At 40.3% G+C, this 23,164-nt stretch carries 21 protein-coding genes; 3 read left to right on the top strand and 18 right to left on the bottom strand.

Features of this window, described 5'->3' with window-relative positions:
* Nucleotides 1-21: 21 nt before the first annotated feature.
* Together pnp and rpsO are read right to left on the bottom strand one after the other, a co-directional pair.
* Nucleotides 22-2,130, bottom strand: coding sequence for a polyribonucleotide nucleotidyltransferase (gene pnp / locus A6J77_RS06650; RefSeq protein WP_083069291.1), 2,109 nt, complete (start codon nt 2,128-2,130; stop codon nt 22-24).
* Nucleotides 2,131-2,340: 210 nt separating this feature from the next.
* Nucleotides 2,341-2,610 carry a 30S ribosomal protein S15 gene (gene rpsO, locus A6J77_RS06645; protein WP_083069289.1) on the bottom strand — a complete coding sequence of 90 codons (270 nt, stop codon included), beginning with the start codon at nt 2,608-2,610 and terminating at the stop codon, nt 2,341-2,343.
* 206 nt (nt 2,611-2,816) lie between these two features.
* On the opposite strand from rpsO, the gene A6J77_RS06640 reads away from it, so the two are divergent.
* Nucleotides 2,817-3,512, top strand: coding sequence for a phosphatase PAP2 family protein (locus A6J77_RS06640; protein ID WP_083069287.1), 696 nt, complete (start codon nt 2,817-2,819; stop codon nt 3,510-3,512).
* Nucleotides 3,513-3,614: 102 nt separating this feature from the next.
* Here the strand turns inward: A6J77_RS06640 and A6J77_RS06635 are convergent, their stop codons facing one another.
* The 4 genes from A6J77_RS06635 to uvrB all read right to left on the bottom strand — a co-directional run bounded on the left by A6J77_RS06635 (nt 3,615) and on the right by uvrB (nt 7,076).
* Nucleotides 3,615-4,064: a protein-export chaperone SecB gene (locus tag A6J77_RS06635; RefSeq protein WP_083069285.1), complete on the bottom strand. Its 450-nt coding sequence runs from the start codon at nt 4,062-4,064 to the stop codon at nt 3,615-3,617.
* A complete protein-coding gene (locus A6J77_RS06630; RefSeq protein ID WP_083069283.1) occupies nt 4,064-4,363 on the bottom strand; it encodes a hypothetical protein in 300 nt (99 codons plus the stop codon). The genes A6J77_RS06635 and A6J77_RS06630 overlap by 1 nt, the downstream gene beginning before the upstream one ends.
* Nucleotide 4,364: 1 nt before the next feature.
* Complete coding sequence (locus A6J77_RS06625; protein WP_083069282.1) at nt 4,365-4,937, bottom strand: hypothetical protein; 573 nt, start codon at nt 4,935-4,937, stop codon at nt 4,365-4,367.
* Between the two features lie 144 nt (nt 4,938-5,081).
* A complete protein-coding gene (gene uvrB, locus A6J77_RS06620; RefSeq protein ID WP_083069281.1) occupies nt 5,082-7,076 on the bottom strand; it encodes an excinuclease ABC subunit UvrB in 1,995 nt (664 codons plus the stop codon).
* Nucleotides 7,077-7,505: 429 nt separating this feature from the next.
* On the opposite strand from uvrB, the gene rpsT reads away from it, so the two are divergent.
* Entirely contained in the window at nt 7,506-7,754 is a 249-nt protein-coding gene (rpsT, locus tag A6J77_RS06615) for a 30S ribosomal protein S20 (protein WP_003143716.1), read from the top strand.
* 108 nt (nt 7,755-7,862) lie between these two features.
* Here rpsT and holA read toward each other — a convergent pair whose 3' ends face one another.
* From holA to A6J77_RS06575, 8 genes are all read right to left on the bottom strand, one after another.
* Nucleotides 7,863-8,897 carry a DNA polymerase III subunit delta gene (holA, locus tag A6J77_RS06610; protein WP_083069280.1) on the bottom strand — a complete coding sequence of 345 codons (1,035 nt, stop codon included), beginning with the start codon at nt 8,895-8,897 and terminating at the stop codon, nt 7,863-7,865.
* 10 nt (nt 8,898-8,907) lie between these two features.
* The gene (locus tag A6J77_RS06605; RefSeq protein ID WP_227645138.1) at nt 8,908-11,238 is read right to left on the bottom strand and encodes a DNA internalization-related competence protein ComEC/Rec2; all 2,331 of its coding nucleotides are present in this window, start codon (nt 11,236-11,238) and stop codon (nt 8,908-8,910) included.
* A gap of 1 nt (nt 11,239) precedes the next feature.
* Complete coding sequence (locus A6J77_RS06600; protein WP_083069279.1) at nt 11,240-12,073, bottom strand: helix-hairpin-helix domain-containing protein; 834 nt, start codon at nt 12,071-12,073, stop codon at nt 11,240-11,242.
* 260 nt (nt 12,074-12,333) lie between these two features.
* Nucleotides 12,334-13,215, bottom strand: coding sequence for a manganese catalase family protein (locus A6J77_RS06595; protein ID WP_083069278.1), 882 nt, complete (start codon nt 13,213-13,215; stop codon nt 12,334-12,336).
* Nucleotides 13,216-13,431: 216 nt separating this feature from the next.
* On the bottom strand, nt 13,432-13,932 hold the full coding sequence (gene coaD, locus A6J77_RS06590) for a pantetheine-phosphate adenylyltransferase (protein ID WP_016896729.1): 501 nt from the start codon (nt 13,930-13,932) through the stop codon (nt 13,432-13,434).
* Nucleotides 13,933-14,499, bottom strand: a complete 567-nt coding sequence (gene rsmD / locus A6J77_RS06585; RefSeq protein WP_083069277.1) for a 16S rRNA (guanine(966)-N(2))-methyltransferase RsmD — start codon at nt 14,497-14,499, stop codon at nt 13,933-13,935.
* A 188-nt stretch (nt 14,500-14,687) separates the two neighbouring features.
* Nucleotides 14,688-15,425: an esterase family protein gene (locus A6J77_RS06580; protein WP_083069273.1), complete on the bottom strand. Its 738-nt coding sequence runs from the start codon at nt 15,423-15,425 to the stop codon at nt 14,688-14,690.
* Between the two features lie 43 nt (nt 15,426-15,468).
* Complete coding sequence (locus A6J77_RS06575) at nt 15,469-16,638, bottom strand: ATP-grasp domain-containing protein (protein ID WP_083069271.1); 1,170 nt, start codon at nt 16,636-16,638, stop codon at nt 15,469-15,471.
* Nucleotides 16,639-16,852: 214 nt separating this feature from the next.
* On the opposite strand from A6J77_RS06575, the gene A6J77_RS06570 reads away from it, so the two are divergent.
* Nucleotides 16,853-17,512, top strand: a complete 660-nt coding sequence (locus A6J77_RS06570) for a GNAT family N-acetyltransferase (RefSeq protein ID WP_083069269.1) — start codon at nt 16,853-16,855, stop codon at nt 17,510-17,512.
* Between the two features lie 738 nt (nt 17,513-18,250).
* On the opposite strand, the gene A6J77_RS06565 is transcribed toward A6J77_RS06570, so the two are convergent.
* The 4 genes from A6J77_RS06565 to A6J77_RS06550 form a co-directional block, all read right to left on the bottom strand.
* Complete coding sequence (locus tag A6J77_RS06565) at nt 18,251-18,949, bottom strand: Crp/Fnr family transcriptional regulator (protein ID WP_083069266.1); 699 nt, start codon at nt 18,947-18,949, stop codon at nt 18,251-18,253.
* A gap of 30 nt (nt 18,950-18,979) precedes the next feature.
* On the bottom strand, nt 18,980-20,371 hold the full coding sequence (argS, locus tag A6J77_RS06560; protein WP_083069264.1) for an arginine--tRNA ligase: 1,392 nt from the start codon (nt 20,369-20,371) through the stop codon (nt 18,980-18,982).
* 164 nt (nt 20,372-20,535) lie between these two features.
* Nucleotides 20,536-21,486 (bottom strand): carbamate kinase, encoded by a 951-nt coding sequence (arcC, locus tag A6J77_RS06555; protein ID WP_083069262.1) that lies wholly within the window; start codon nt 21,484-21,486, stop codon nt 20,536-20,538.
* 40 nt (nt 21,487-21,526) lie between these two features.
* Nucleotides 21,527-23,002 (bottom strand): YfcC family protein, encoded by a 1,476-nt coding sequence (locus A6J77_RS06550; protein ID WP_227645194.1) that lies wholly within the window; start codon nt 23,000-23,002, stop codon nt 21,527-21,529.
* Nucleotides 23,003-23,164 lie beyond the last annotated feature (162 nt).

The raw sequence follows: 23,164 nt of genomic DNA, 5'->3' as shown, positions 1-23,164 counted from the left end.
CTTATATAAAATATCTGAATATTATTCAGCGTCTAAACCTTTCATCGTCAAGTTGATACGACCACGGTTGTCGATTTCTGTCACTTTTACGCGGACTTTTTCGTCCATTGACACTACGTCTTCCACATTATTGGTTCGTTCTTCTTGCAGTTGAGAAATGTGCACTAAACCATCTTTACCTTTAGCGATCTCAACAAAGGCACCAAATTTTTCAATGCGTTTGACAGTTCCTTCATACACTTCACCTGCTTGAACTTTCAAGGTCAATTCAGCAATAATTTCTTTAGCGCGTTTGATCATTGCCGCATTATCTGAAGCGATATTCACGCCACCCTCTTGATCGATATCAATTTTAACACCTGTTTCATCGATAATTTTGTTGATGGTGTCGCCACCTTTACCGATAACCACTTTAATGTCATCTGGATCAATTTGCATTTGCTCAATTTTTGGTGCATAAGGACTTAATTCAGCACGTGGCGCGTCAATTGCAGTTGCTAGGTGACCTAAGATTTCAACGCGCGCTTTATGGGCTTGGTCTAAAGCTTCACGTAGAATTTGTTCCGTGATCCCTTTAATCTTGATATCCATTTGTAGCGCAGTAATACCGTTTTCTGTACCGGCTACTTTAAAGTCCATGTCACCTAAGTGGTCTTCTAGACCCTGGATATCAGTTAAGACTGTATAGTTTTCTTCGTCTTCATCCATGATTAGACCCATAGCGATACCGGCAACTGGCGCTTTAATTGGCACACCTGCGTCCATAAGCGCTAAAGTACCCGCACAAATAGATGCTTGTGATGATGAACCGTTAGATTCTAATACTTCAGCAACTAAACGGATTGCATAAGGGAAGTCTTCTTCACTCGGCAATACTTCGTTTAAGGCACGGTAACCTAAAGCCCCATGACCAATTTCACGACGACCAGGCGAACCGTAACGGCCGGTTGAACCTACTGAGTATTGAGGGAAGTTGTAGTGGTGCATGAAACGTTGGGTAACATCACCAGATAAACCATCAATACGTTGTTCTTCAGATAAGGGTGCTAATGTCGCTACTGACAAGGCTTGGGTTTGTCCACGGGTGAATAAACCAGAACCGTGTGTACGTGGCAATAAGCCAACTTCTGAAGCTAATGGACGAATTTCGTCAATTTTACGACCATCAGGACGTACTTTATCATCAGTAATTAAACGACGAACTTCTTTATATTCTAATTGGTTCGCAATTTGACGGACTTGGTCCATTAATGTCGCAACATCTTCATGTTCTGCATATAATTTGCTGTAGTGGTCGATAATCGCTGCTTTAACCGCTTCGATATTTTCTTCACGTTCCAACTTGTCAAACGTTTGGATTGCTTCAACCATTTGTTGGTTGTATTGTGCTGTTACTTCAGCAACCAATACGTTATCTGGTGTATTTAATTGGACGTCCATCTTCTCTTGACCAACTTTTTCACGGATCTCGTCTTGGAAGTAGCATAATTCACGGATTGATGTATGTCCAAACATTAAGGCTTCAAGCATTTCTGTTTCAGATAATTCTGCAGCTGAAGACTCTACCATGTTGATGGCATCTTTAGAACCAGCAACAATTAACTCTAAATCAGATTGTGCTTGCTGTTCTACAGTTGGGTTAATCACCAAATCACCATTTACACGACCAACGTTCACCCCTGCAATTGGACCGTCAAAAGGAATATCTGAAATCGTTAAGGCTGCTGATGAACCAAACATTGCGGCCATTTCTGGTGAGCAGTCTGGGTCTACTGATAAAACAGTATTAATCACTTGAACTTCATTGGTGAACCCTTCGTCAAACATTGGACGGATTGGACGGTCAATCAAACGTGCTGTTAATGTTGCATGTTCGCTTGGGCGACCTTCACGTTTGATGTAACCACCAGGAATTTTACCTACTGAGTACATTTTTTCTTCATAGTTCACTTGTAATGGGAAGAAGTCTTGCCCTGGCTTAGCTTCTTTTGCCCCTACTACGGCAGTTAATACGACAGTATCTCCGTAACGAACCAATACCGCCGCATTGGCTTGTTTAGCTACCTGACCATATTCGATCGATAACGGGCGACCGGCCCAATTCATTTTAAACACTTGCTTTTCTTTCATGTTCTAACATGCTCCTTTATTCGCTTACTGCCAACAAGTTTGCTACTAAACAAATTTCTAAGATCAAGACTTGATACTCACAAATTTGCATAGTAGTGAACAACTGTTGGCGTTTTTATTCCATACTAGTTTATTTTCCTATAAAAAGGGTTAAAAATCAACAAAAGCGAGACACAAAAGTATCCCGCTTTAAGATCATATTTATAAGAATTAACGACGTAAGCCTAATGCTTGGATTAATTCACGGTAACGTTGAACATCTTTGTTACGTAAGTAAGCTAACAAATTACGACGGTGACCAACTTTTTTCATTAAACCACGGTAAGAATGGTGGTCTTTTTTGTGTGTGCGTGCATGTTCGTTAAGAGAGTTGATATCTTCAGTTAAGATAGCGATTTGTACCTCTGGGCTACCAGTATCTCCTTCGTGACGTGCAAATTGTTGGATTAATTCGTTTTTACGTTCTTTTGAAATTGCCATGTGACAACACCTCTTTCATAATATTCGCCGTAAACTGCGACAAGCGTTGGTGATTCAACTCGCGAAGTAAACGGTCATAAGACATTATACACACCATTAACTTAGAATGCAAATAAAATTCTAGCGATAATCATCCGTCTTTAGTCTCTTGCTTAATTTATAGAAGCTATATACAATAAGGTATATTATTAACATGGAGGCATTGAATGAAAAAAGACCCAATTAGACCCTATCTAATAGCTTCGGCTATTGCTGGCATCCCTTTTATATTTATTTGTTTAACTGCAATGATTGATATCGAATTCCTTACTAGCGTGGATCAAGTTATCGGTCAACACTTCTATCATTGGGGTAACGACATTTTCACGTACTTTATCCAAAACTTTACCCTATTAGGAAACGCCCAAGGTATCATCCCCACCGCTATCATTATTGGTGGCTTATTCTATTACATCAGTCGAAGATGGCAGGTCTTCATCTGGCCTATTTTTACCATCCTAGTAGGTGTTGGTCCTGCCGTAGACCTCATCAAATATATCGTTCAACGACCACGACCAAGCTACATCGCACATTTAATTGACCAAGGCGGCTATTCCTTTCCCTCTGGTCACTCAGCAGGTGCAGTGATGGTTTGGGGCAGCCTGGCCTTTCTCATCTGGCACTATTACGGCGACAAATATCCAAAATTAGCCCCATACCTAATTGGTTTCGTCACCTTTATGATGGTTGCATTAGGTGGCTCAAGACTATATTTGGGCGTCCACTATCCATCTGACGTCATTGCTGGTTGGTCCCTAGGTGGCGTTTGGCTAGGTCTATGTATTTGCTACTTCAAACTCTTTGTACCTAGCCAACCAAAATTGGCAAAAGAACCCGGAAAAGCTAAGCTGACAGAAAAATAACATATAAAGTAAAAGCAGACACGCTGATTTTAACCAATGTGTCTGCTTTTTATATTTTGTACTAACTTTATAAGGATAACATAGTTCCTTTTAATAACTAATTCACTCCATATCACCAGACATATCAATAAATTCAACTTTACCTTCTTTTTGGACTAAATTTACAAAGTTCATTACCGGTAAAGTTAATGCTGGAAATTCATTAGATTTCAATGTTATATCGCTAACCATATTTCGCACATACGGATATAGTATGGCTAATGCGTTTGATGATAACATCTGTTTAAATTCAGACATATTATCATTTTTTTCAAATTTAACATCATCTAATTCAAAGAAGCCTGAAATTGTTACTTCTAGAGCAAACGGCGCATTATCTTGGTTTTTATTAATTTCCACATTAATTTCAACTACTGCTCTAGTGTTGGCATAATAAATTTTTGCAGAAAAATTGGGATCTATGGCAATATTGCCTTCTTCATTTTCATACTCGTCATTTCGAGTATAATCAATATTATTCACAATATAGTTTTCAAATTTAATCGCTACCATTAGGCTGCCTCACTTATTTTTAAATCAGGTTGATAAATGTAATTTCCCACATTATTTTCGTACTCGAAATCTGCCCTGGCATCTTTAATATAATCTTCTGATACATCGATCTCATAGTATACATCAGTTTGAATCGGATTATCCCCCTCAATAAATCTTAAGCTTGTAGCCTGAACTTCCTTTAAAGATAATTTTGAATGGTCTAATACCCCATATAAATCCATAACCGCTAAAATATCATCCGGTGAAACCTTCCATGTCGCTATTTCTTCTGTAGAATATGGTATTTTCATTGGCATTTCACAGTTCCTCCTTCTCATATCGTTCTATACTCTTTATAATATCTTTATTTCGTATATTCATTTCAGTACCATTTGGAACAGTCAAGTTGATACCATATCGTTCTTTCGTATAACTCTCCCCCATGACAACATTTACATGATAATTGCGTTTCCGTAATTCATGTATGAAAAGTTCTACTGCAATTCCTGTTGTCAAAACTTCGGGTTTATTAGAGGTTTTTCCAAATTTTTTAAGGTGATTTACAATTGCCCTTTCATTGGATTGGGCATATGACAGAAACTGTTTTTTCAGAATTTCATGTCTCAAATCTAACACGTTGTTCTCATCAACTTTGCAAAATACAGAACATACTTGTATATTTTCAGCAGCGTGAAATTTCTTTGCAAACTTAAATGCTAGTTGAGGATCACCTAAGAATGTATAAAACCCATACCCAAAATTCCCAGGTTCATTTCTATAATTGCCATTCAAAAATCCAGAAATGGAAACATTTGGTCCAGATTTTCCTATAATTTTCTGTGCGTTTGAAATATCCGTACCATGAAATCCATGATATTCCTCAATACTCATCTTTTCACCTTTTATTTTTTCTGCTTATACCTGTATATTTTACCACATTAAATCATTACATAATAGCACCAGCTACTCACAAAATTTTAAAGACTCAATCTCTATATCGCATATTCTGAATTAAGTCATCGACTAACGTTGCAACTATTTCTTCATTTCTGCTTTTAATTCCATAATAATGTCACGAAGTTCAGCCGCTTTTTCGAAATTTAAGTCCTTGGCAGCTTGTTTCATTTCTAATTCCACATTCCGTAGAGCTTGTTCTCTGTCATCCCGTTTTAAAGCCCGTAATTGTTCTGTTAAGGAATTACTCATTTCTTCAGAATTCACGTGGGTAATCCGAATAGCATCACGAATTTCTTTCTTGATTGTTTGCGGTACAATCCCATGTTCCTTGTTATAAGCTTGTTGGATAGCACGTCGACGGGCCGTTTCATCCATGGCCCGGCGCATAGAGTCGGTGATCCCATCAGCATACATAATTACATGACCATTTTGATTACGAGCTGCCCGTCCAATGGTCTGGATAAGAGATCGCTCATTACGCAAGAAGCCTTCTTTGTCTGCATCTAATATCGTGACTAAGGATACTTCTGGCACATCAATCCCCTCACGCAGCAAGTTGATTCCGATCAATACATCGAACACGCCTAGACGTAAGTCACGAATAATTTCCGTACGCTCTAACGTCTTGATATCAGAATGCAGGTATTTTACCTTGATGCCCACTTCTTCCAGGTAGTCAGTCAAGTCTTCTGCCATTCGTTTCGTTAAAGTAGTAATAAATACCCGTTCTTCTCGTTCAATCCGGTCATTAATCTCACTAATAATGTCGTCAATTTGACCTTCAATTGGACGGACTTCCACAGTAGGATCAAGCAAGCCAGTTGGTCGGATGATTTGTTCGACAATATCTTCTTCCCCTGCTTTCTCAACTTCATAATCAGCTGGTGTTGCAGATACGAATAGGGTCTGGTTTAATTTTCCTTCAAACTCTTCTAATTTTAATGGTCGGTTATCCAAGGCTGAAGGTAAACGGAAACCATGGTCAATTAAAACTTGTTTTCTAGCCTTATCTCCATTATACATCCCACGCACCTGTGGCATTGTCATATGTGACTCATCTACCATTAATAAGAAATCTTCTGGGAAGAAATCGAGCAAAGTATATGGTGCTTCCCCAGGTTTACGCCCGTCCATATGACGAGAGTAGTTTTCGATCCCGTTACAGTAACCCATTTCAAGAAGCATTTCGATGTCATAGCGGGTACGTTGTTCTAGACGTTGCGCTTCAAGCAACTTCCCTTCATCATTCAACTCTTTCAAACGATCTTCTAATTCAGCCTCGATTGATTTAACTGATTTCTCTACTTGTTCATGGTCTACCACAAAGTGGGTCGCTGGATAAATGGGAAAATGTTCTACTTCAGAATGGACTTCACCTGTTAAAGCATCCACTTCACGGATGCGGTCGATTTCATCACCAAAAAACTCCACTCGAATCGATGAAGAATCATGAGATGATAAGAACACGTCGACAATATCCCCGCGTACACGGAAAGTCCCACGCTGGAAGTCGATATCATTTCGTTCATATTGATTTTCAACTAAACGACGCATAAAGGCATCGCGCGATAATGTTTGCCCTTGTCTAATTGATATCACATGGTCCCGGTACTCGACTGGGTTCACCAACCCATAAATACATGAAACTGAGGCAACAACAATTGTATCCCGTCGCTCCAAAATAGAAGACGTCGCCGAATGACGCAACTTATCAATTTCATCATTCACTGAAGCTGACTTTTCAATATAGGAGTCACTTGACGGCACATAAGCTTCCGGCTGGTAGTAGTCGTAGTAAGACACAAAATACTCCACCGCATTATTTGGGAAGAACTCTTTCAGCTCCCCATATAATTGCCCTGCCAAGGTTTTATTATGGGCTAAAACTAAGGTTGGCCGATTTGTCTGGGCAATCACATTCGCCATAGTGAATGTCTTACCCGTTCCTGTACCACCCAGTAGAACTTGCGCCTTATCGCCAGCCTCCACTTGTTCCACAATTCTTCTGATGGCTTCCGGTTGGTCACCACTTGGTTCATATTCCGAAACTAAATCAAATTGGTTTATCATCATGAACCTCTCTTCCTTTTAAAATACACAATTACATACCCTAATATTATACCATCTAAGTGATTAAAGCCGAAACCTTAGCCCTTGGAAAAAGGGGGTTCGCGACTTGGCTGACGGTCCAATTGAAACAGGTATCAGTTTTCAAAATCACCGGGGTGTTTCCCTTCCTAATCCCAATAAATTTTTGACCAAAATCCTTTTACATGAGACAGATCATATTCACAATGATAGCTATTAGCTCGCTATTTCCACCAAGTTTGATCTGCCCAAGACAATTTCCCTTATGAATACTTAGGACATTATCACTTATTAATAACAGGTTAGATAAGACTCATTAAATTTACCTTGACTTATCCCTTATTATTTCTGTATAATATTGTCTGTTAGTGACAAGTTCACTTTTATAATTTGACAGGAAAGTGGGTGTTTTTAATGCCAAATATTGAATCAGCAATCAAACGTGCTCGTCAAAACGAAACTGCTAACGCTCGTAACAGCGCGAAAATCGCTTCTGTACGTACAGCTGTTAAACGTTTTGAACAAGCTGCTGCAGAAAACGCAGACAACAAAGACGAATTATTCCGTAACGCTTCTAAAATGTTAGATCAAGCTGCTAGCAAAGGATTAATCCACGCTAACAAAGCTGCTCGTGAAAAAGCTCGCTTAGCTAAAAAAGCATAATCGACCTTGGTAAATGGTGTTACCAAAACCGATCATTATAAAAAGCAGGAAAATGACGTACGCATTTTCCTGCTTTTTTTGTTGCCTGTTTTTTCTCATATATATGTCTTAACTAGCTGCCTTACCTGAACAAAAGTCTAAAATAAACCACTCAATCCCAAGATGCTGGTCTACCTTCCCCTGTTTAATATCAAAGTCCAATTCAATCAACTTCATATAACCCACCATGAGTAAATTCGGCGAATAAGGATGAATCGATTGGCCAGCCATTTTAATCCTGTATGGATGAACGCCAATGGTTTCAGCCATTGATCCCTGGTCGTAACCCGCTTTCTTCAATTGGATAATTTGCGTATACAAGCGGAAGTTAGACTGGAGTAAACCTAGAATGGCAATGGGTTGATTTTTCTGTGCGATTAGTTCGCGGTATAACCTTAAAGCAGCAGCCGAATCTTGACGCATTATATAGTCCGTTAGATGAAAGATATTGTCATCCAATGACGGTGTCACCAACAAGTCAACATCTCGCTGGTTGATCCTTTTCTCATCCCCTACATATAAAATCAACTTGTCCATTTCACGAATGGACTGGGAGAGCTGGTAATTGGTTCGTTTCAAGAATAGGGCCATAGCTTCTCTGGTCATATCGACGCCTTCTGATGCCACGTACCGCTGCATATAGTCTTTCACTTGGGGTTCGGCCATGACAGAGGTATCCACAAATGTGGCCTTCTTCTTCAGTTGTTTCACAATTTTCTTCCGGCCATCTAAGGATTCATAATCTGCCACAATGACTAAAACCACACCATCAGCTGGATTATCCAGGTATTCGAGTAAGGACGCGTCATCCTGCTTGATGGCATTCTTCTTCTGTGACCCCGTTAAAAAAGCTGGTTGCCGCATTAAAATCAGCCTCGGTTCATTGAAAAATGAAATGGTGTTGGCTTCAACCATGACGTCCGCCAAACTGTCTTCTTCCATATCAAAGGACATGTAATTCATGGCATTGGCGTCTTCTTGTAAGTACTGGCTTTCAATGGCCGTTAAAAACCGGTTGATTAAGTAGGTTTCAGGCCCTTGTAGTACATATATGGGGTCAATTTGCCCGTTATTTAGCGCCTGTAATGCCTTTTGTAATTCCATAACCTACCTCCTAATTTGATTGCACACTGTCTATTTTAGCGGATTTGGGCCAATAAATATAGTGGACAGCGCCCATTGTATCCGTCCGATATATTTTTGTTTGATTGGCTTCTAAATCAGCCACCACCCGGTCAGCTGGATGGCCATACCGGTTGTCCTTACCCACTGAAATCCAAGCGATTTTTGGGTCAGTCCTCTCGATAAAGTCAGCTGGCGTTGAATGGTCTGATCCGTGGTGAGCAACTTTTAAAATATCGACCGGTAGACTCGGGAGGGCATTTTCTGCTGCCCCATCAATATCTCCTGTAAATAGAAAGTCATGAAGTCCTATTCTACCATATAAGACTAAAGAATCCGCATTTTCTCCTGCACCTGATTTATCCGGCGCTAAAACCTGTAAGTTGGTTTTTTGGTCAAGGGCCACCTGGTCTCCCGATTTGAGCCAGACGATATTCATTTTAGGATTCTTCCCCACCTCGATTGCTTCCTGCAAGGTAGTTAAGGATTCTGTGTCCGCGTCCATTCCGATTGGTAAATATAAGGTTTCGATTTTAAAGGCCTTGGCGATTTCACCGAATGATCCGATATGGTCGAAGTCTCCGTGAGTTAAAAACACCCCATCAATCGTCCTTGTCCCCGTTGCTTTAAGCGCTGGAATAATTTGCCTTTCAGCGACACTTTCACTGTCCCGTAATTGCCATGATTTGGATGGATCTTGGTCAGCTAAAAGTGTAGTGAAGTTGATTTTCCCCGCTAAATCGATTAAATAGACCTTTCTTTGGTAAGGCATTTCCAGGAAAAAGGTATCCCCCTGCCCAATCGCTAGCATGGCTACTTGCCCGTATCTGTGTAAATAAGGGTTCAAATACAGTAAAACTAAGCTAATCGCTAATAGTCCGTGCAAGCTTTTACTGACTTTCGCTTTGGAAAGATTCGCTAGATACATGAGTAAAGTGACCACAAAAAATACCAAGACTGCAATTTGTGGTCTACCAGTCACCCACTGAAACCAAGTCCATTTTTCAGCGAAAAGAGCTAGCATTTCTATTCCCTCAATCAAATAAGCTAATCCAGCTTGTAGCCAGGTGAAATAAGGGCCTAAGCCGGTGATTTGAATGAGTAAAATCAAAAGGAGTCCGGGAAATAAAAAGGTGGCGAATAGCCAGGAGTAGCCGTAATTTAAGATAAGGGACACCCAGGAGAATTCAAAGTAGGTCATGGTTAAAAAGGGAATGGTGACTAAACTACAGATGAAACTTTGCCAGATTTCGACTTGTAGAGAGTGCCGGCATTTGGCTTGGATAAATTTCCCGGTAAATAAAATGGTATAGGACAGGGCATAAGTTAACTGAAAGGACATGGTAAAGATAATGCGTGGATCTATCATTAGGAGTAAAATCATGGACCAGGAAGTGCCTACGAGTGATGAAGGTTGCCCGCCCCGCCGCTTCTGGAGGACGTTATAGGTATAGGCCACAAAGGACCGAATCATGCCGTAGGGCCAACCTAAAAAGACGGTATATAGGAGTAGGATGGCAATGGCGAAATAATCAAAAGATTCTACTGTGATGCCTAATCGAAGAAGGATTTTCTTGAAAAAAGTTAAGAAATACTGGACGTGAAAACCGGAAATCGAAAACAAATGAATCAGGCCAATCGCTTGATAAGCGTCTAACACCTCCCCTTCAAGTGCATCCATTTTATTGAAAAAGAGAGACAAAGTATAGGCTGATACGGTCGGATTTTGAATGGTCCCCAGCCAGTTGATTATGGCTTGTCTTTGGTTGGCTAACCAAAATTGCCAGTGATTCAAATGACCCATCACGTTGATGGCATCCGGTGACATAATCCAATAAATATCCTGCCGTTTTAGATAAGTCCGGTAGTTAAACAGGTGAAAATTTTGGTTTTCATCGGCCATTTCCAAAGTACCCGTAATTACAGCTCGAAATGATTGGTCTTTGTTTAACCATGCTTTTTGGTCCGCTTCTTCGCCCAGCATATAAAATACTTGCACCTTTTCATTCTGTCCGTCTAAACGCACGGTCCCTTGAAAAGACAAGAGGTTCCCTTCGACTTTTACATCAGTGATGGCTACGTCCATAACCAATTCTTCTTCTGATCCAGTTAGGATACTGTGTCGACCTGCTTCTTGATAGACAAAGTAAGTGCCGAGTAAACAATGTACAAACACTAGTTGTAGCAGAAATTTACCCTCTTTTAAAGCAAGCACACGGACCATAAATAAGCCATAACAAAGCCAGGCCCAAGGACTATTGGTCAGGGCTACAATGGCAAGTAGAAGTATACCTAAACTATGGAGGACTAACTTATATTGCATCTTAATTCACCGTGATTAAAGGTCGTAACTTCTCCATCGTTTTCTCCCCAATACCTGAAACTTGGTCTAAATCATCGACGGTTTCAAATAAACCGTTCGTCTCCCGGTAATTAATGATATCGGCTGCCCGCTTCTCCCCTATACCAGATAAAGTCTGTAGCATTGTAATATCTGCAGTATTAATATTGACCAGGTCCCCGCCACTTGTAGCGTCCCCAGAACTCTCGGATACAGCACTTTCTGTGACCTGGGAATCAGCAACCAATGCTTCAGTTGGAGGACTGACCTCTTCGCCAACTTTAGGGATATAAATCACCATTTGATCAGTCACTAATTGAGCTAAATTCACCTGACTTTGGTCAGCCTCTCCAGTTACCCCACCCGCCATTTCAACCACATCATGAACCCGCATACCCGGGGTCACTGGGACAACTTGCGGAACTTTGATAGCCCCTTTAATGTCTACATACCAGGTTTCATTGGCTGCGCTATTAGCGTTAGTTTCGGATTCTTCATTAGCTTCTTCTCTAGAGATTTCGCTTGCTATACCACTCACCGCACTTGATGAAACTACAGTATTTTTAGACAAACGTTCTTCTGTCGCTAACGAGTCAGATGTTACTTCGTCCGTTTCTGCCTCTACCACTAAGGCGTTATTTTGGCCTTGTCTGCCTTGAAATACCTGACTAAGTCCGTAAATGCCTAGTCCACTCACAGTCAAAAAGACAACAAAAATACCCAGCAAGTAGGATCTATACAAGAACCACACTTGTTTGATATTCATTTCTTTGATATCTAACTTAAATTGTCTTAGCCACGCTCGCAACTGATTCATTATGATCACCTCACCTATTATATACGGCAAGTTCAGTTAAAAGCGTTGGCTCATTTTCCAAAACTTTGAACATTTATTTTCTAATATAGGTCAATCAAAATAAGGAAATCTCATAAAATACACTTCTCACATATACGACCTTAGATAATGAGGGTATTTTCCTGTCTTTTGGAAATATCTCCTTTCGGTGAAAAAGCCACACAAAAAAAGACTTATGCATATCACATAAGTCTAAGCCAGGTATATTTTTATTTTTTTAACTATTTACTTGTATTTTGTTCACCTTCAAGCATCCTGCGTCCTTCTTCAACAGTAGTGTTTGGATCTTCAGGTGGCGTATTTCTTAATATTTCTGGGGCAGCTGTTAAATCAGGTTCACCACCTGCCATAATGGGGTCACTACTATAGTGGAATTTGTTCCCATCACGGGCAGTTTCTCCTTCGAGTGCTTGGGAGGCTTCTCCTTCTGAGAAATTGTAAAGTGTATGTGTAAACTCCTTACCTTGTTTTTGTAAGTCTTGAGTACCATGTGGTACAACTGGACCGTATTTTTCTTCCAATTCTTCACAAGCTTTTAAGAATTGAAGCTGGTGCTGCGTTTCACGAGCCATGAGGTAGCTTAGCATATCACGAACACCTTTATCCTCAGTTTGCAGGAAGTTACGTGATACTTGAAGGCGAGCCTGTGATTCACGGACAACATTGAAACGCATATCAGCGAGTAAATTACCGCTTGAGGTGATGAAATTTGCGCTCCACGGGTTTCCGTTAGAATCAGATAGCCCTGCACCAAGACCATTGACGAATGCATGTTGAGGGTCCATACCACCAAGTATTGCAGCAGTGGCTGGATCACTATTTCTCGCAAACTCTTCTATCGTATCAGTAGGAGCGTCACGTAACAGGTCATTGATCATGGTAGCTAACATTTCCATATGGCCTATTTCTTCCGTACCAGTGTCTAATAATAAATCTTTATATTTTTCATTGCCAACGGTGTTCCAACCTTGAAGCGTATAGGCTAACATTCCTGTAGTTTCTCCCCATTGACCCCCTAAAATCTCCTGTAAACGTCGTGCGAGAATAGGATTACTTTTCTCAGGTTTTGCATGATATTGTAATTTTGCTTTTCTAATGTACATGTGACAGTCCTCCTAATGTATTATAATGTCTTACGTCGCATTAATTTCTTCTAAATAAGGATTACATAGTCAATGGTAATGCACATATATTCATATTTCAAATGAAACGATTTCAAAAAATATTATAAAAGAGGCCTAGATTGACTTAATTGAGAACGTCTTTTATAACTGATATATTCATTTAGTATTGTTCTATCGTTCTATAACTTAAAAAATTTAACCATTTAATTCAGCGTATTTGGCTTTAATGGCTTCGTTGACATTTGGCGGCACAACGCCAGACACGTCCCCGTTAAACTTCGCCACTTCCTTAATAATAGAGCTTGAAACAAAACGATATTTCTCACTTGATAACAATAGAACTGTCTCGATATCTGGTGCTTGATGCTTGTTCATTAAGGCGATGTTGGTTTCTTGTTCAAAGTCACTACCGTTACGCAAACCGCGGATCAAAATACCGCAGTCCAATTCTCTAGCGAAATTCACTGTTAGGCCAGATTTTAAGTAGATCACTTCCACATTATCTAGGTGTTTAGTGGCTTCCTGAGCTAAAGCAAATTTCTCCTCGCCAGTAAATAAAGAGGTTTTGGTGGTATTTGTTGCGACAGCGACGTACACGTAGTCAAACATCTTGGCAGCCCGTTCAATCATGTCCACATGGCCCATTGTTAAAGGGTCAAAAGACCCGGCGTATAAGGCTCTTCCTTTTGTTGTCATCTAGTCTTCCTCCATTTGGTATACCAGGATTCTAGTGATTCCGTAAGTCACATCTTTGATCAGTTTGAGTGGTCCAAAGGCTTCTGGCAGTGTGTCTCGCTTGTCTAATTCACAAATTAAGCGGGCATCCGGTGCCAGCCAATTATCCGCTAAAAAGCCGTTGATCACATCTTCTAATTGTTGGCCTTTATAAGGTGGGTCCAAAAATACCAAGTCAAATTGCAGGTCTTTATCTGCTTGACGTAATTGTTGGATGGCTTTGCGGTTGTCCCCTGACTTCAAAACATATTGGTCCTCAATCCGCACAGCAGCCACGTTTTCCTTAATCGTCGCTTGTGCTTGCCGGTTCTTTTCAAAACCGTAAACGACTGCTGCCCCTCTTGAAATGGCTTCTATTCCAAGCGCCCCAGACCCCGCATAGAAGTCCAGAACTCTTGTGTCCTCATCAAAATAAGGACCAATAATATTAAATAATGATTCTTTGATTTTATCAGTAGTTGGTCGGGTATTATCCCCTGGAACCGCCTTTAAACGATGTTTCCCAAATTTTCCAGCTATGACGCGCATAGACTTGTCACCCCACGATTTAAAATTTGTCTATATTTTACCATAGCAAAGCCCTCCCACCTATAAGTGACCCTTTGAAAAAAGAATCCCCAAGATTAAGCTGTGCATTTTTCTGATTTGAACCTCATCAAAAAAGAACGCCGTGCTTAACCACGTGACGTCCTTTTCCAATCAATATTTAAAAGATTCTAGACCATATGACCTAGGAAATAAGGCAGTTGCTGGCGCCACCAAATCCAGTCATGAGACACATTTGGCCCCCATTCTGCGAACCATGCTGGGATATTTTTGTTCTCAAAAGCTTCACGCAACTTGTAGTAACCGGGTAGACCATCTGCCTCCCAGTCACCTAAACCGGTACAAATGACGATATCTGCTTGGCGCAAGTGGTCGATAAACCATGGATCGTTCAAGGTCCAAATATAGTCCACTGGAGAGTTGTAGTAAACGGCTAGGTCACCGCCGAAATCACCACCAAAGTAACGGACGTCGTAAACGCCTGATAAGGCAAGGGTTTTATTAAAGACATCCGGATGCTTCAATTGAAAATTCAGGGCATGGTAAGCACCCATTGAGCAACCTGTTGTCATCATTGGGTCAAACCAACCTGTATAGTGCTTGATGAATGGGATAGCTTCATCAATAACATAACGTTCGTAGGCATTGTGGGCTTCAGCTCGGTCATGTTGGGACTTGCCCTTGTGTAACCAAGATTCTTGGTCATGGGATGATAAGGTGAAGAATTGAACTTTTCCTTCTTCGATAAAATAATGTGCGGCTTCAATCATGCCGAAGTCCGCAAATTCATCTTTAGAACCACCAGATGACGGGAATACCACTACCGGAATACCTGCGTGCCCGTAGCGATTTAAGTACATTTCTTGATTTAAGTGACCTGAATAATGGTGTAAGAATTCTGCGTTCATGGGGTTTCCTCCAGTTTTGGGTAAAATGACAGTCAATGTAAAGCTAGCCTTCTTTATGTTGGTGGACGTAGTTGAAGATCTCTTCAACTTCCTTTTCTGTATCCGCTAAAATACCATAGAATTGGTTACCTTGTAAGGCCGCAAAAGCGTCTGGTAAACGTTTTGAGAAGACAAGACGGTCGCCGTAATGACTGCGTAGATCCGCTTCATCGTGAGCATAAGTATTTTGATCACGGTGGGTAATAGCCACGCAATAACGAGCAGAATCAGTTGGTGTTTCAAAAGGTTGACCGTCCACAATGCGGGCAAATTGACGGAATAAATCCACATGGTTGGCATAGTTATACATATCAATAGTATAACCACCGGCCACTCGGTTGTTGTATTCAACCACTAGGTAGTCGTCCCCATTTTCAAAGAATTCAATATGGAAGAACCGCTCCTTCATACCGAATTGTTTGACGATAGCTTGACCGTACGTCCGTAATTTTTCTGGAATTTCCTTTTGAATAATATAGCCGTAGTCTAATTGGTACTTTAATACCTCCAAAGTTGGGTCACGGTAATACAAGCTTGTTTCAAAGACGACATTCCCATTTTGATCGATCAAGCCGTCATAAGATAGTAATTTTGCATTTTCAATATAAGGCTCAAAGAAATAGGCCTCCTTCTCATCCCACTCTGCAACAAATTTATCCACTGCTTCTTGGTCTTTTAACTTGTATGTCCCTGAAGAACCAACACCTGAATTGGGTTTAGCCACTAAGGGTAGTCCAAATTCTTTTACAATTCGATTAACCGTAACCTTCTTATTGGCTACCTTACCAGGGACAGCTGGAACCCCTGCTTTAGCAAACAACTTCTTCATTTCAGACTTAAATTTAACCTTACGCAAATCTTTGGGCTTGTTGCCAGGAATATTAAACTGTTCACGAATCTCAGCTTCCAAATTCAACCAATACTCATTTTGCGACTCAATCCGGTCAATTTTCCCGTGCTTGAAAAATAAGTAAGCAACAGCTTTTTTCACTTCTTCAGTATTTTCTAAGTCGTTGACTTTGTAGTATTCAGTCAAATCATCTTTTAATGATTGTGGTAATTGGTCATAGGGTTCTTGACCGATGCCAAGAACGTTGAACCCTTGCTGTTTTAACCGGTTAGTAAATAATTGAAAATTCTCTGGATAAAAAGGTGATGTCACAATAAAATTCATGTACTTTCCTCCGCTCAAGGTCTTTTGCTTGTATTCTACATTAATTTTTGATTAGAATCTCTCTTTCATTATAAGCGGTAATGGGTGCAAAAGCAATTGCAGTTAAGTTATGGGAAACGCATTCATTCGCCCTTTTTAAGCACCACACAACGGGCGCTCTGTATCATTTGAACTTAATATGCTCATCGGTTAGAATGTAAAATGGAGGTGTTTTATGACACAAGAAGTTACTTTAAGATCTGCCCAAGCTGCAGACTATCCAGCATTACACGCATTAAACCGAGGCGCTTGGTTTCAATCAGACTATGAAGAATACCCGGAGGCAACTGATGCTTACGTTGACTTAAACTTAAACAACTCATTGAGTGATGCCTCAATGGTAACCGTTGCGGAAGTTGACGGCCAGATTGCTGGTGTTATTTTAGTATCCGCAGATTCAGAGCCTAAATACGGCCGGATGCTGATGCAATCCACTATCGAATCAGCTGCAACGATTCATGCTCAAGGTCCTGAAGTTGCCGACTATTTTTATAACCGGATGAAAATAGAAAGTGAATACGATGCAAAATTACTAGAAAATGCTAAAAAAGATGTAGCTTACGATGGCCGTATTGTGCTATTTATTATGGATCCAAATTTTCAAGGTCTAGGAATCGGCAGCAAATTATTCCAAGCCGCTAAAGATTATTTTGAAGCTAAAAATGTAGCAAATTATTACCTATTCACTGACTCTTCATGTAATTATCCTTTCTATGATTACAAAGGAATGCGTCGCGCTGGTAGTTTAAGATTTGATCAATCAGGTTTATTCGAACAATTTGATGGTTCAGAATCAACGGAACCATTCGAGTTTTTCATATATGACAATCAATAATCAAAAAATCATGGACATTCATCCATGATTTTTTTAAATTTAAACATCTCGTGTTTATTTATTCGGGCAGAAAGACTAGGCCATTAAAAAGCCGCTGGACCATACCACCCAGAGCCATAGTTGGATCATCCTTTGACATCGGCTCGTGCACTCTGAATGTCTCTAGTTTCAAGAACTTCGCTGTTAGCCTAACAGCGACTTCATCACTAACCCTAACTAATTCACATTTTATCCTCTTAAGCGGCTGATGGCTAGTTATCCCTTCCCGTGTTTAAATAAATACATTGCACATAACTTTTCCAAACTTAGTGTACTTTTGAAAATGTACACTAAGGTCTTTAATCAAAAGTATGATGCTCTCGATATCTCCTTTAATTATCAAAGTTAACAACACGTATAAGTTATGCACCTTCTATTAAACCCAAACTATTAGAAAAATCTACGAAACGAAGCGATCCGTGATTAATCAAAACTACTAGTAACTATCGAAATAACAGTGTTTTTAATGATGTACGATTATTCATTTCAAAATAAGTCTCAACATCCTTGATGGGCTTAATCTGAATACTAAATATACTTGGGTTAGTAATTCAGAAGTCAAGACTGGTGCTTGCCCAGCATCGCATCCTGATTTTAAAGCAATGATAGGCAAAGCTAAAGCCGAAGGCTTCTTATTCTATACATAAAGTAATAGTTACGCTGAACTACATAATGTAAAGAGTAAGCCTTCGGCTTAGTTTATTGAAGCATGTCTTCAAAGTATTGCGGATCTAAGTAGTAGATGGCTTTACGTTTGAAGGAGATGCGCTCTTCTTCTTTGAGGTCATGGATAACTCTTGAAGCTGTTTCTCTGGTGGTGCCGGCTACTGCTGCTAGCTCATTTATTGTTAGCGGGTATTGAATGATATTGCCATCTTTGTATGGCTTTGCCATGTCATATTGCCAGAGAGCTAGGACAAATTGTACCCTTTCATAGGCGCTAGACCTAGTTGTGACTTGCAATCTTTTTTCCAAAAAATTAAGGTTCTTGGTGATTTGACTGTACATATACCGCAGTTGGGCGATGTTGACGTGCAGAATTTCTTCCAAGATATCGTTAGGAATCAATAGAATATCAATGTCTGTGGTGGCTGTGGCATCGTAAGTGTATTCCTTTTTGCCAAAGACGGACCCATATGGAAAGAAGGTCTGCTTCTCGATAAAATCGATATAGGAGAAGTCGCCTTGGTAAGCCACACTTTCGAGCTTGACCAGTCCTTTCAACAGATAGTAGGAATGGGTGCGGGGATCAGATTGAAAGAATAGGACTTGTCCTTTATTGTACTGATGAAACCTTGCTTTGTTCTCCAACAAGTTCATTTGCTCAGTGGTAAAATTTTCAAAGAATGGCTCGTCCTCTAACGACTCCATATATAGTTCTAAATCTCTGTTTACCAAAGTTCATATCCTTTCTGTAACAATCTCATTCTATACCGTCATCTCTAAGCCTAGTAATCGAAAGGCTAGATTGAATTCGTTCAAGGCTAATTGAATATCAGTAGTCATAACTGGCGGATACTTGTCCACTTCCTGGCACAAAATATTGAGGTATTGGGCGATGTAATAGGGTTCGTCTGCCATATAAGCTTGGTAAATCGCTTGTTTGAATGATTCACTTACATCTCCTGTGTTACTTGATGCAGTTTCTCCCAATTCTGCAAGTAAGAGATGGTAAGTTTTTGTTATATGTAAGGCGGTTGCCCCTTTTTCATCTACCATGGTGTCAAAGTCTAGGTCGATGCCTGCTAATCGTTTTTGATTTAATAAGGCATAGATTAGGCTATTACTAGCTATTTTGGCGATTTGATCATCCGTGTTCAGGAAAGTAAAGTCCCTGCTTTTACCTCTTAATTCTGCTTCTAATTTCTCTAGCAGATCATGAATATCTTTAATTTCATGCTTCAAATTGAAGTAGCGTTTACCCAATACGGCCGTATAGCCAAGCGCGTCGTGGATAAATTCGGCAGCGTCCACGTCTGTATATTTGTCTAAAGAAGCGACAACTTGATTAAAATGCGTGGTTTGTTCATTACCCACGACGTATAAGTTAAGGTTGCTTTGATATTTTTTAGCGGTGTCCGTAGCGGAAACGATATCCCGCGCCAAATATAACGGCTGGCCATTTTTCAACAAACCTAATGGCAAGTCATATTGTTCTAATGAAAGGGTCACTGTTTCTTCGTCCGCTTCGGCAATCCCTTTAGCCACCATCTTATCAATCCAGGCTTCTGCTTGGTCTAAATAGGCAGACTCATACCGATTTAAATCAAAGTGTACGTTAAAACGGTTGTAAATGCCATCAAAGGCTTGATTACTCTGCTTGTAAATATCTGCTAGAATTTTAGCAGCAGCTGAATCTTCTTTAGCTAACTGCTGCCTAACGTAATATATTTGATCTTCTAACTCCGGATTGAGGTCTACTTCTTCGTGGAATTTCCGTAATAACCGAGTAAATGCTCTGAGTGGGCATTTTTCAATGGTGACCTCGTCGCCCCAAGTTTGTATGGCGAAAACAAGGAGCGTTAAGTAGTCACCGGTATCCCCTTTATGGTTAATTGTGACGGTCTTATATCCTGCGTATTGATAGATATTTTGTAAAGCATGCCCAGTAATTGTCGAGCGAATATGATTTAAACTCATGAGCTTTCCAATATTTGGACTCGACATATCAATGGTGACACAAGCTGGTTGTGGGTAATTTTGGTCCGTGATATCGGCATGATCTGCGTGATTTGCATGATTTAACCAATAAGTCTCTTTAAAGTGGTCGATCTTTTTAAGTCTTGTTTCATTCGATTGAAATTTTTTCTGATCTTGCATGGATGCATTTGTTCCTTTCACCAACTCACCATCTTTCTCCGTACATATTCATATTTCTTTCTATTAAGGAGAAGTGATAACAAAAGGCGGTGTGACATCAGCAGCGTGTCGCCTATTTTATTTATGGTCTAAATTATTAAGGTCTGATCATTCATGTCTAACTTTTATGGTCTGTCTTTGACGATAATGGTACCTGCTTCATTCTCTATTAAGTTGCTTAAGTTTTCAAGAGAAGTGATGATGGCTTTAGATGCCGGCTTGTCTTTGACGAAGGCTTGGGCTGCTTGAATTTTTGGTAGCATAGAGCCCGCTGCGAATTGGTCTTCTGCAATATATTGGTCTAATTCTTCAACGGTGACAGTATCTAATTTTTGTTGGTTGTTCTTATTGAAGTTGATGTAGACATTGTCTACCCCTGTTAGGACAACAAACATATCTGCGTCAAGGTCTTTGGCCAAGATTTGTGAAGCAAAGTCTTTATCAATAACCGCTTCTTTCCCTTCAAGCTGGCCATCTTTTTCAATAACTGGAATACCACCTCCACCAGCTGCGATGACCACGTGTCCGTGATTGACAGCGTCGCGGATTGACACTAATTCTTTAATAGCTACAGGTTTTGGTGAAGCCACTACTTTTCGCCAGCCACGCCCTGCATCTTCTACGAATGTGGCGCCTGATTTGGCCATTTCTGCTTTTGCTTCTTCTTCCGTGTAAAATGGTCCGATTGGTTTTGTTGGTTTGTCAAAGGCTGGGTCATTTTCGCCCACAATGACCTGAGTAACCATTGAAACTATAGACTTATCTAGCTTGCGTTTAGCTAATTCATTTTGCATGGCAGATTGTAACCAATAGCCAATAGACCCTTGTGTCATAGCTACTAAAGAATCTAGTGGAAAGGCTGGGTTCTTGTCAGAATCCGCTGCGATATTTTGTAATAATAAGTTCCCTACTTGGGGACCGTTTCCGTGGGTAATGATGAGTTTATCCCCATTTTCAATGAATTTGACTAAATGGGCAGCAGTTTCTCTAAGGGTTGCTTGTTGTCCTGCTGCACTCGGGTCATCTTTTAGAATGGCGTTACCACCTAAAGCTACAACGATCTTCTTACTTGTCATTATAGTACACTCCTTTTCAATACGCTATTCATTTTCTGATTTATAAACCTAATAATGCGAACGCTACCAACAACACGACTGACACTAGGAATACCCCGGCAATCAATTTTGCCATGAACTTCCACCAAGTGGTCAATTCAATACCGGCGATGGCTAAGGCACCCATGACAACACCTGACGTTGGGGTAATCAAGTTAACTAAGCCGGCTGCTGATTGGTAGGCAGTAACGATTAAACTTTCTGCAACACCGGCGAAATTACCTAGTGGCGCCATAATCCCCATGGTCGCTGCTGCTAGTCCTGATGTTGATGGAATCAGGAAGGACATTGGGATGTAGAAGATGTAAGTAATGGCGATAAAGATACCTGATGATAGATTGGCTAATAAAAGTTCGCCCCAGTGCAATACGGTGGCGGTGATTTGACCGTCATTCATGATGACTTGGATACCGCGGGCAACCGCACAAATTAAGGCTACGCTCAAAATGTCTTTGGTCCCGTCGATAAAGTCATTAATGAATTTTTCTTCTGGAATTTTCGCTACGAAACCGATGATGATAGACATTAAGAAGAATAACACGGTAATTTCACTTAGGTACCAAGAACCAAATGGTAGTAAAGATTGACCGATTAAATCACCTAGGATTGGTGTGCCCATTATCATTCCGTGGAAATCTTCAAAGAATGTCAAATTACTTGATAAATCGGTCCAAGGAATCAGCCCCATAATCATGATGACAAAGCCAAGGATAAATAATGTTAAGACGGATTTTTGGGTTGATGTGATGTCACCTAAGTCCTCTTTAACCTTGAATTTCTCTTTCTGTTCGTCCATTTGATCATAGATAAGAGAGTTTTTAGGATCTTCTAGGACCTTGCTGGCATAACGTGATACGTAGAAAGCCCCAATAATGTACATGATGACAAACATGATTACACGCGGTAAAATCCCCTCCCCTAAACCGATGCCGGCCATAGAAGAGGCAATACCAGTCGCAAATGGGTTAACAGTAGATGATAGAACGCCTAAACCAGACCCCACTAAAATTACTGCGACTGCAACTAGTGAGTCATAACCAACGGTCACCATTAAGGGTATCAGTAAAGCATAGAATGGAATTGTTTCTTCAGCCATCCCGTATGATGAACCCCCTAAGGCAAAAATGAACATCAATATCCAAATAAGGCGAGTCATGTTATTCTTGTTATTTTGGATAACCGCATTAATTCCCGCGTCAATGGCCCCTGTTTGAGTAACCACATTCAAAAAGCCCCCTAATACCAGAATGAATAGGGAAATTTCAATTGCTCCTTGGGTTAAATCGTTTCCAATCATGCCGATAAAAGGTGCACTCAATACTTGCCAAATCCCTTGTGGCACTTGGTCTATGGTATAGTAAGTCCCTGCAATAAAACTACCATCTGCTGTGGTATCGTATTGCCCTGCTGGCACAATCCAAGTTAAGACTGCGATAATCGCTGTAATGATCATCAAAATGGTAAAAGAATTGGGCATTTTAAATTTCTTACCGGTTTTCTTATTATCTTTCTGATTATTTTCCTGGATTGCATCTGAATCGATATGGCCTTGTTTGATTTGTTCTTCAGCCATTTTTCTTCCTCCTTCTAAAAAATGTAAAAATGGATACCAAATAAAAAGCAGGCCAGCAAAGCTTTT

Source organism: Aerococcus viridans (assembly GCF_002083135.2).
Classification (GTDB): domain Bacteria; phylum Bacillota; class Bacilli; order Lactobacillales; family Aerococcaceae; genus Aerococcus; species Aerococcus viridans_C.
The sequence above is the reverse complement of the archived record's forward strand: the minus strand, read 5'-3'. Positions and strand labels throughout refer to the sequence as shown.

What these genes read in the sequence shown, in the direction of transcription:
- pnp (WP_083069291.1), bottom strand. Translation starts at nt 2,130, where the DNA reads ATGAAAGAAAAGCAAGTGTTTAAAATGAATTGGGCCGGTCGCCCGTTA.
- rpsO (WP_083069289.1), bottom strand. Translation starts at nt 2,610, where the DNA reads ATGGCAATTTCAAAAGAACGTAAAAACGAATTAATCCAACAATTTGCA.
- A6J77_RS06640 (WP_083069287.1), top strand. Translation starts at nt 2,817, where the DNA reads ATGAAAAAAGACCCAATTAGACCCTATCTAATAGCTTCGGCTATTGCT.
- A6J77_RS06635 (WP_083069285.1), bottom strand. Translation starts at nt 4,064, where the DNA reads ATGGTAGCGATTAAATTTGAAAACTATATTGTGAATAATATTGATTAT.
- A6J77_RS06630 (WP_083069283.1), bottom strand. Translation starts at nt 4,363, where the DNA reads ATGCCAATGAAAATACCATATTCTACAGAAGAAATAGCGACATGGAAG.
- A6J77_RS06625 (WP_083069282.1), bottom strand. Translation starts at nt 4,937, where the DNA reads ATGAGTATTGAGGAATATCATGGATTTCATGGTACGGATATTTCAAAC.
- uvrB (WP_083069281.1), bottom strand. Translation starts at nt 7,076, where the DNA reads ATGATGATAAACCAATTTGATTTAGTTTCGGAATATGAACCAAGTGGT.
- rpsT (WP_003143716.1), top strand. Translation starts at nt 7,506, where the DNA reads ATGCCAAATATTGAATCAGCAATCAAACGTGCTCGTCAAAACGAAACT.
- holA (WP_083069280.1), bottom strand. Translation starts at nt 8,897, where the DNA reads ATGGAATTACAAAAGGCATTACAGGCGCTAAATAACGGGCAAATTGAC.
- A6J77_RS06605 (WP_227645138.1), bottom strand. Translation starts at nt 11,238, where the DNA reads ATGCAATATAAGTTAGTCCTCCATAGTTTAGGTATACTTCTACTTGCC.
- A6J77_RS06600 (WP_083069279.1), bottom strand. Translation starts at nt 12,073, where the DNA reads ATGAATCAGTTGCGAGCGTGGCTAAGACAATTTAAGTTAGATATCAAA.
- A6J77_RS06595 (WP_083069278.1), bottom strand. Translation starts at nt 13,215, where the DNA reads ATGTACATTAGAAAAGCAAAATTACAATATCATGCAAAACCTGAGAAA.
- coaD (WP_016896729.1), bottom strand. Translation starts at nt 13,932, where the DNA reads ATGACAACAAAAGGAAGAGCCTTATACGCCGGGTCTTTTGACCCTTTA.
- rsmD (WP_083069277.1), bottom strand. Translation starts at nt 14,499, where the DNA reads ATGCGCGTCATAGCTGGAAAATTTGGGAAACATCGTTTAAAGGCGGTT.
- A6J77_RS06580 (WP_083069273.1), bottom strand. Translation starts at nt 15,425, where the DNA reads ATGAACGCAGAATTCTTACACCATTATTCAGGTCACTTAAATCAAGAA.
- A6J77_RS06575 (WP_083069271.1), bottom strand. Translation starts at nt 16,638, where the DNA reads ATGAATTTTATTGTGACATCACCTTTTTATCCAGAGAATTTTCAATTA.
- A6J77_RS06570 (WP_083069269.1), top strand. Translation starts at nt 16,853, where the DNA reads ATGACACAAGAAGTTACTTTAAGATCTGCCCAAGCTGCAGACTATCCA.
- argS (WP_083069264.1), bottom strand. Translation starts at nt 20,371, where the DNA reads ATGCAAGATCAGAAAAAATTTCAATCGAATGAAACAAGACTTAAAAAG.
- arcC (WP_083069262.1), bottom strand. Translation starts at nt 21,486, where the DNA reads ATGACAAGTAAGAAGATCGTTGTAGCTTTAGGTGGTAACGCCATTCTA.
- A6J77_RS06550 (WP_227645194.1), bottom strand. Translation starts at nt 23,002, where the DNA reads ATGCCCAATTCTTTTACCATTTTGATGATCATTACAGCGATTATCGCA.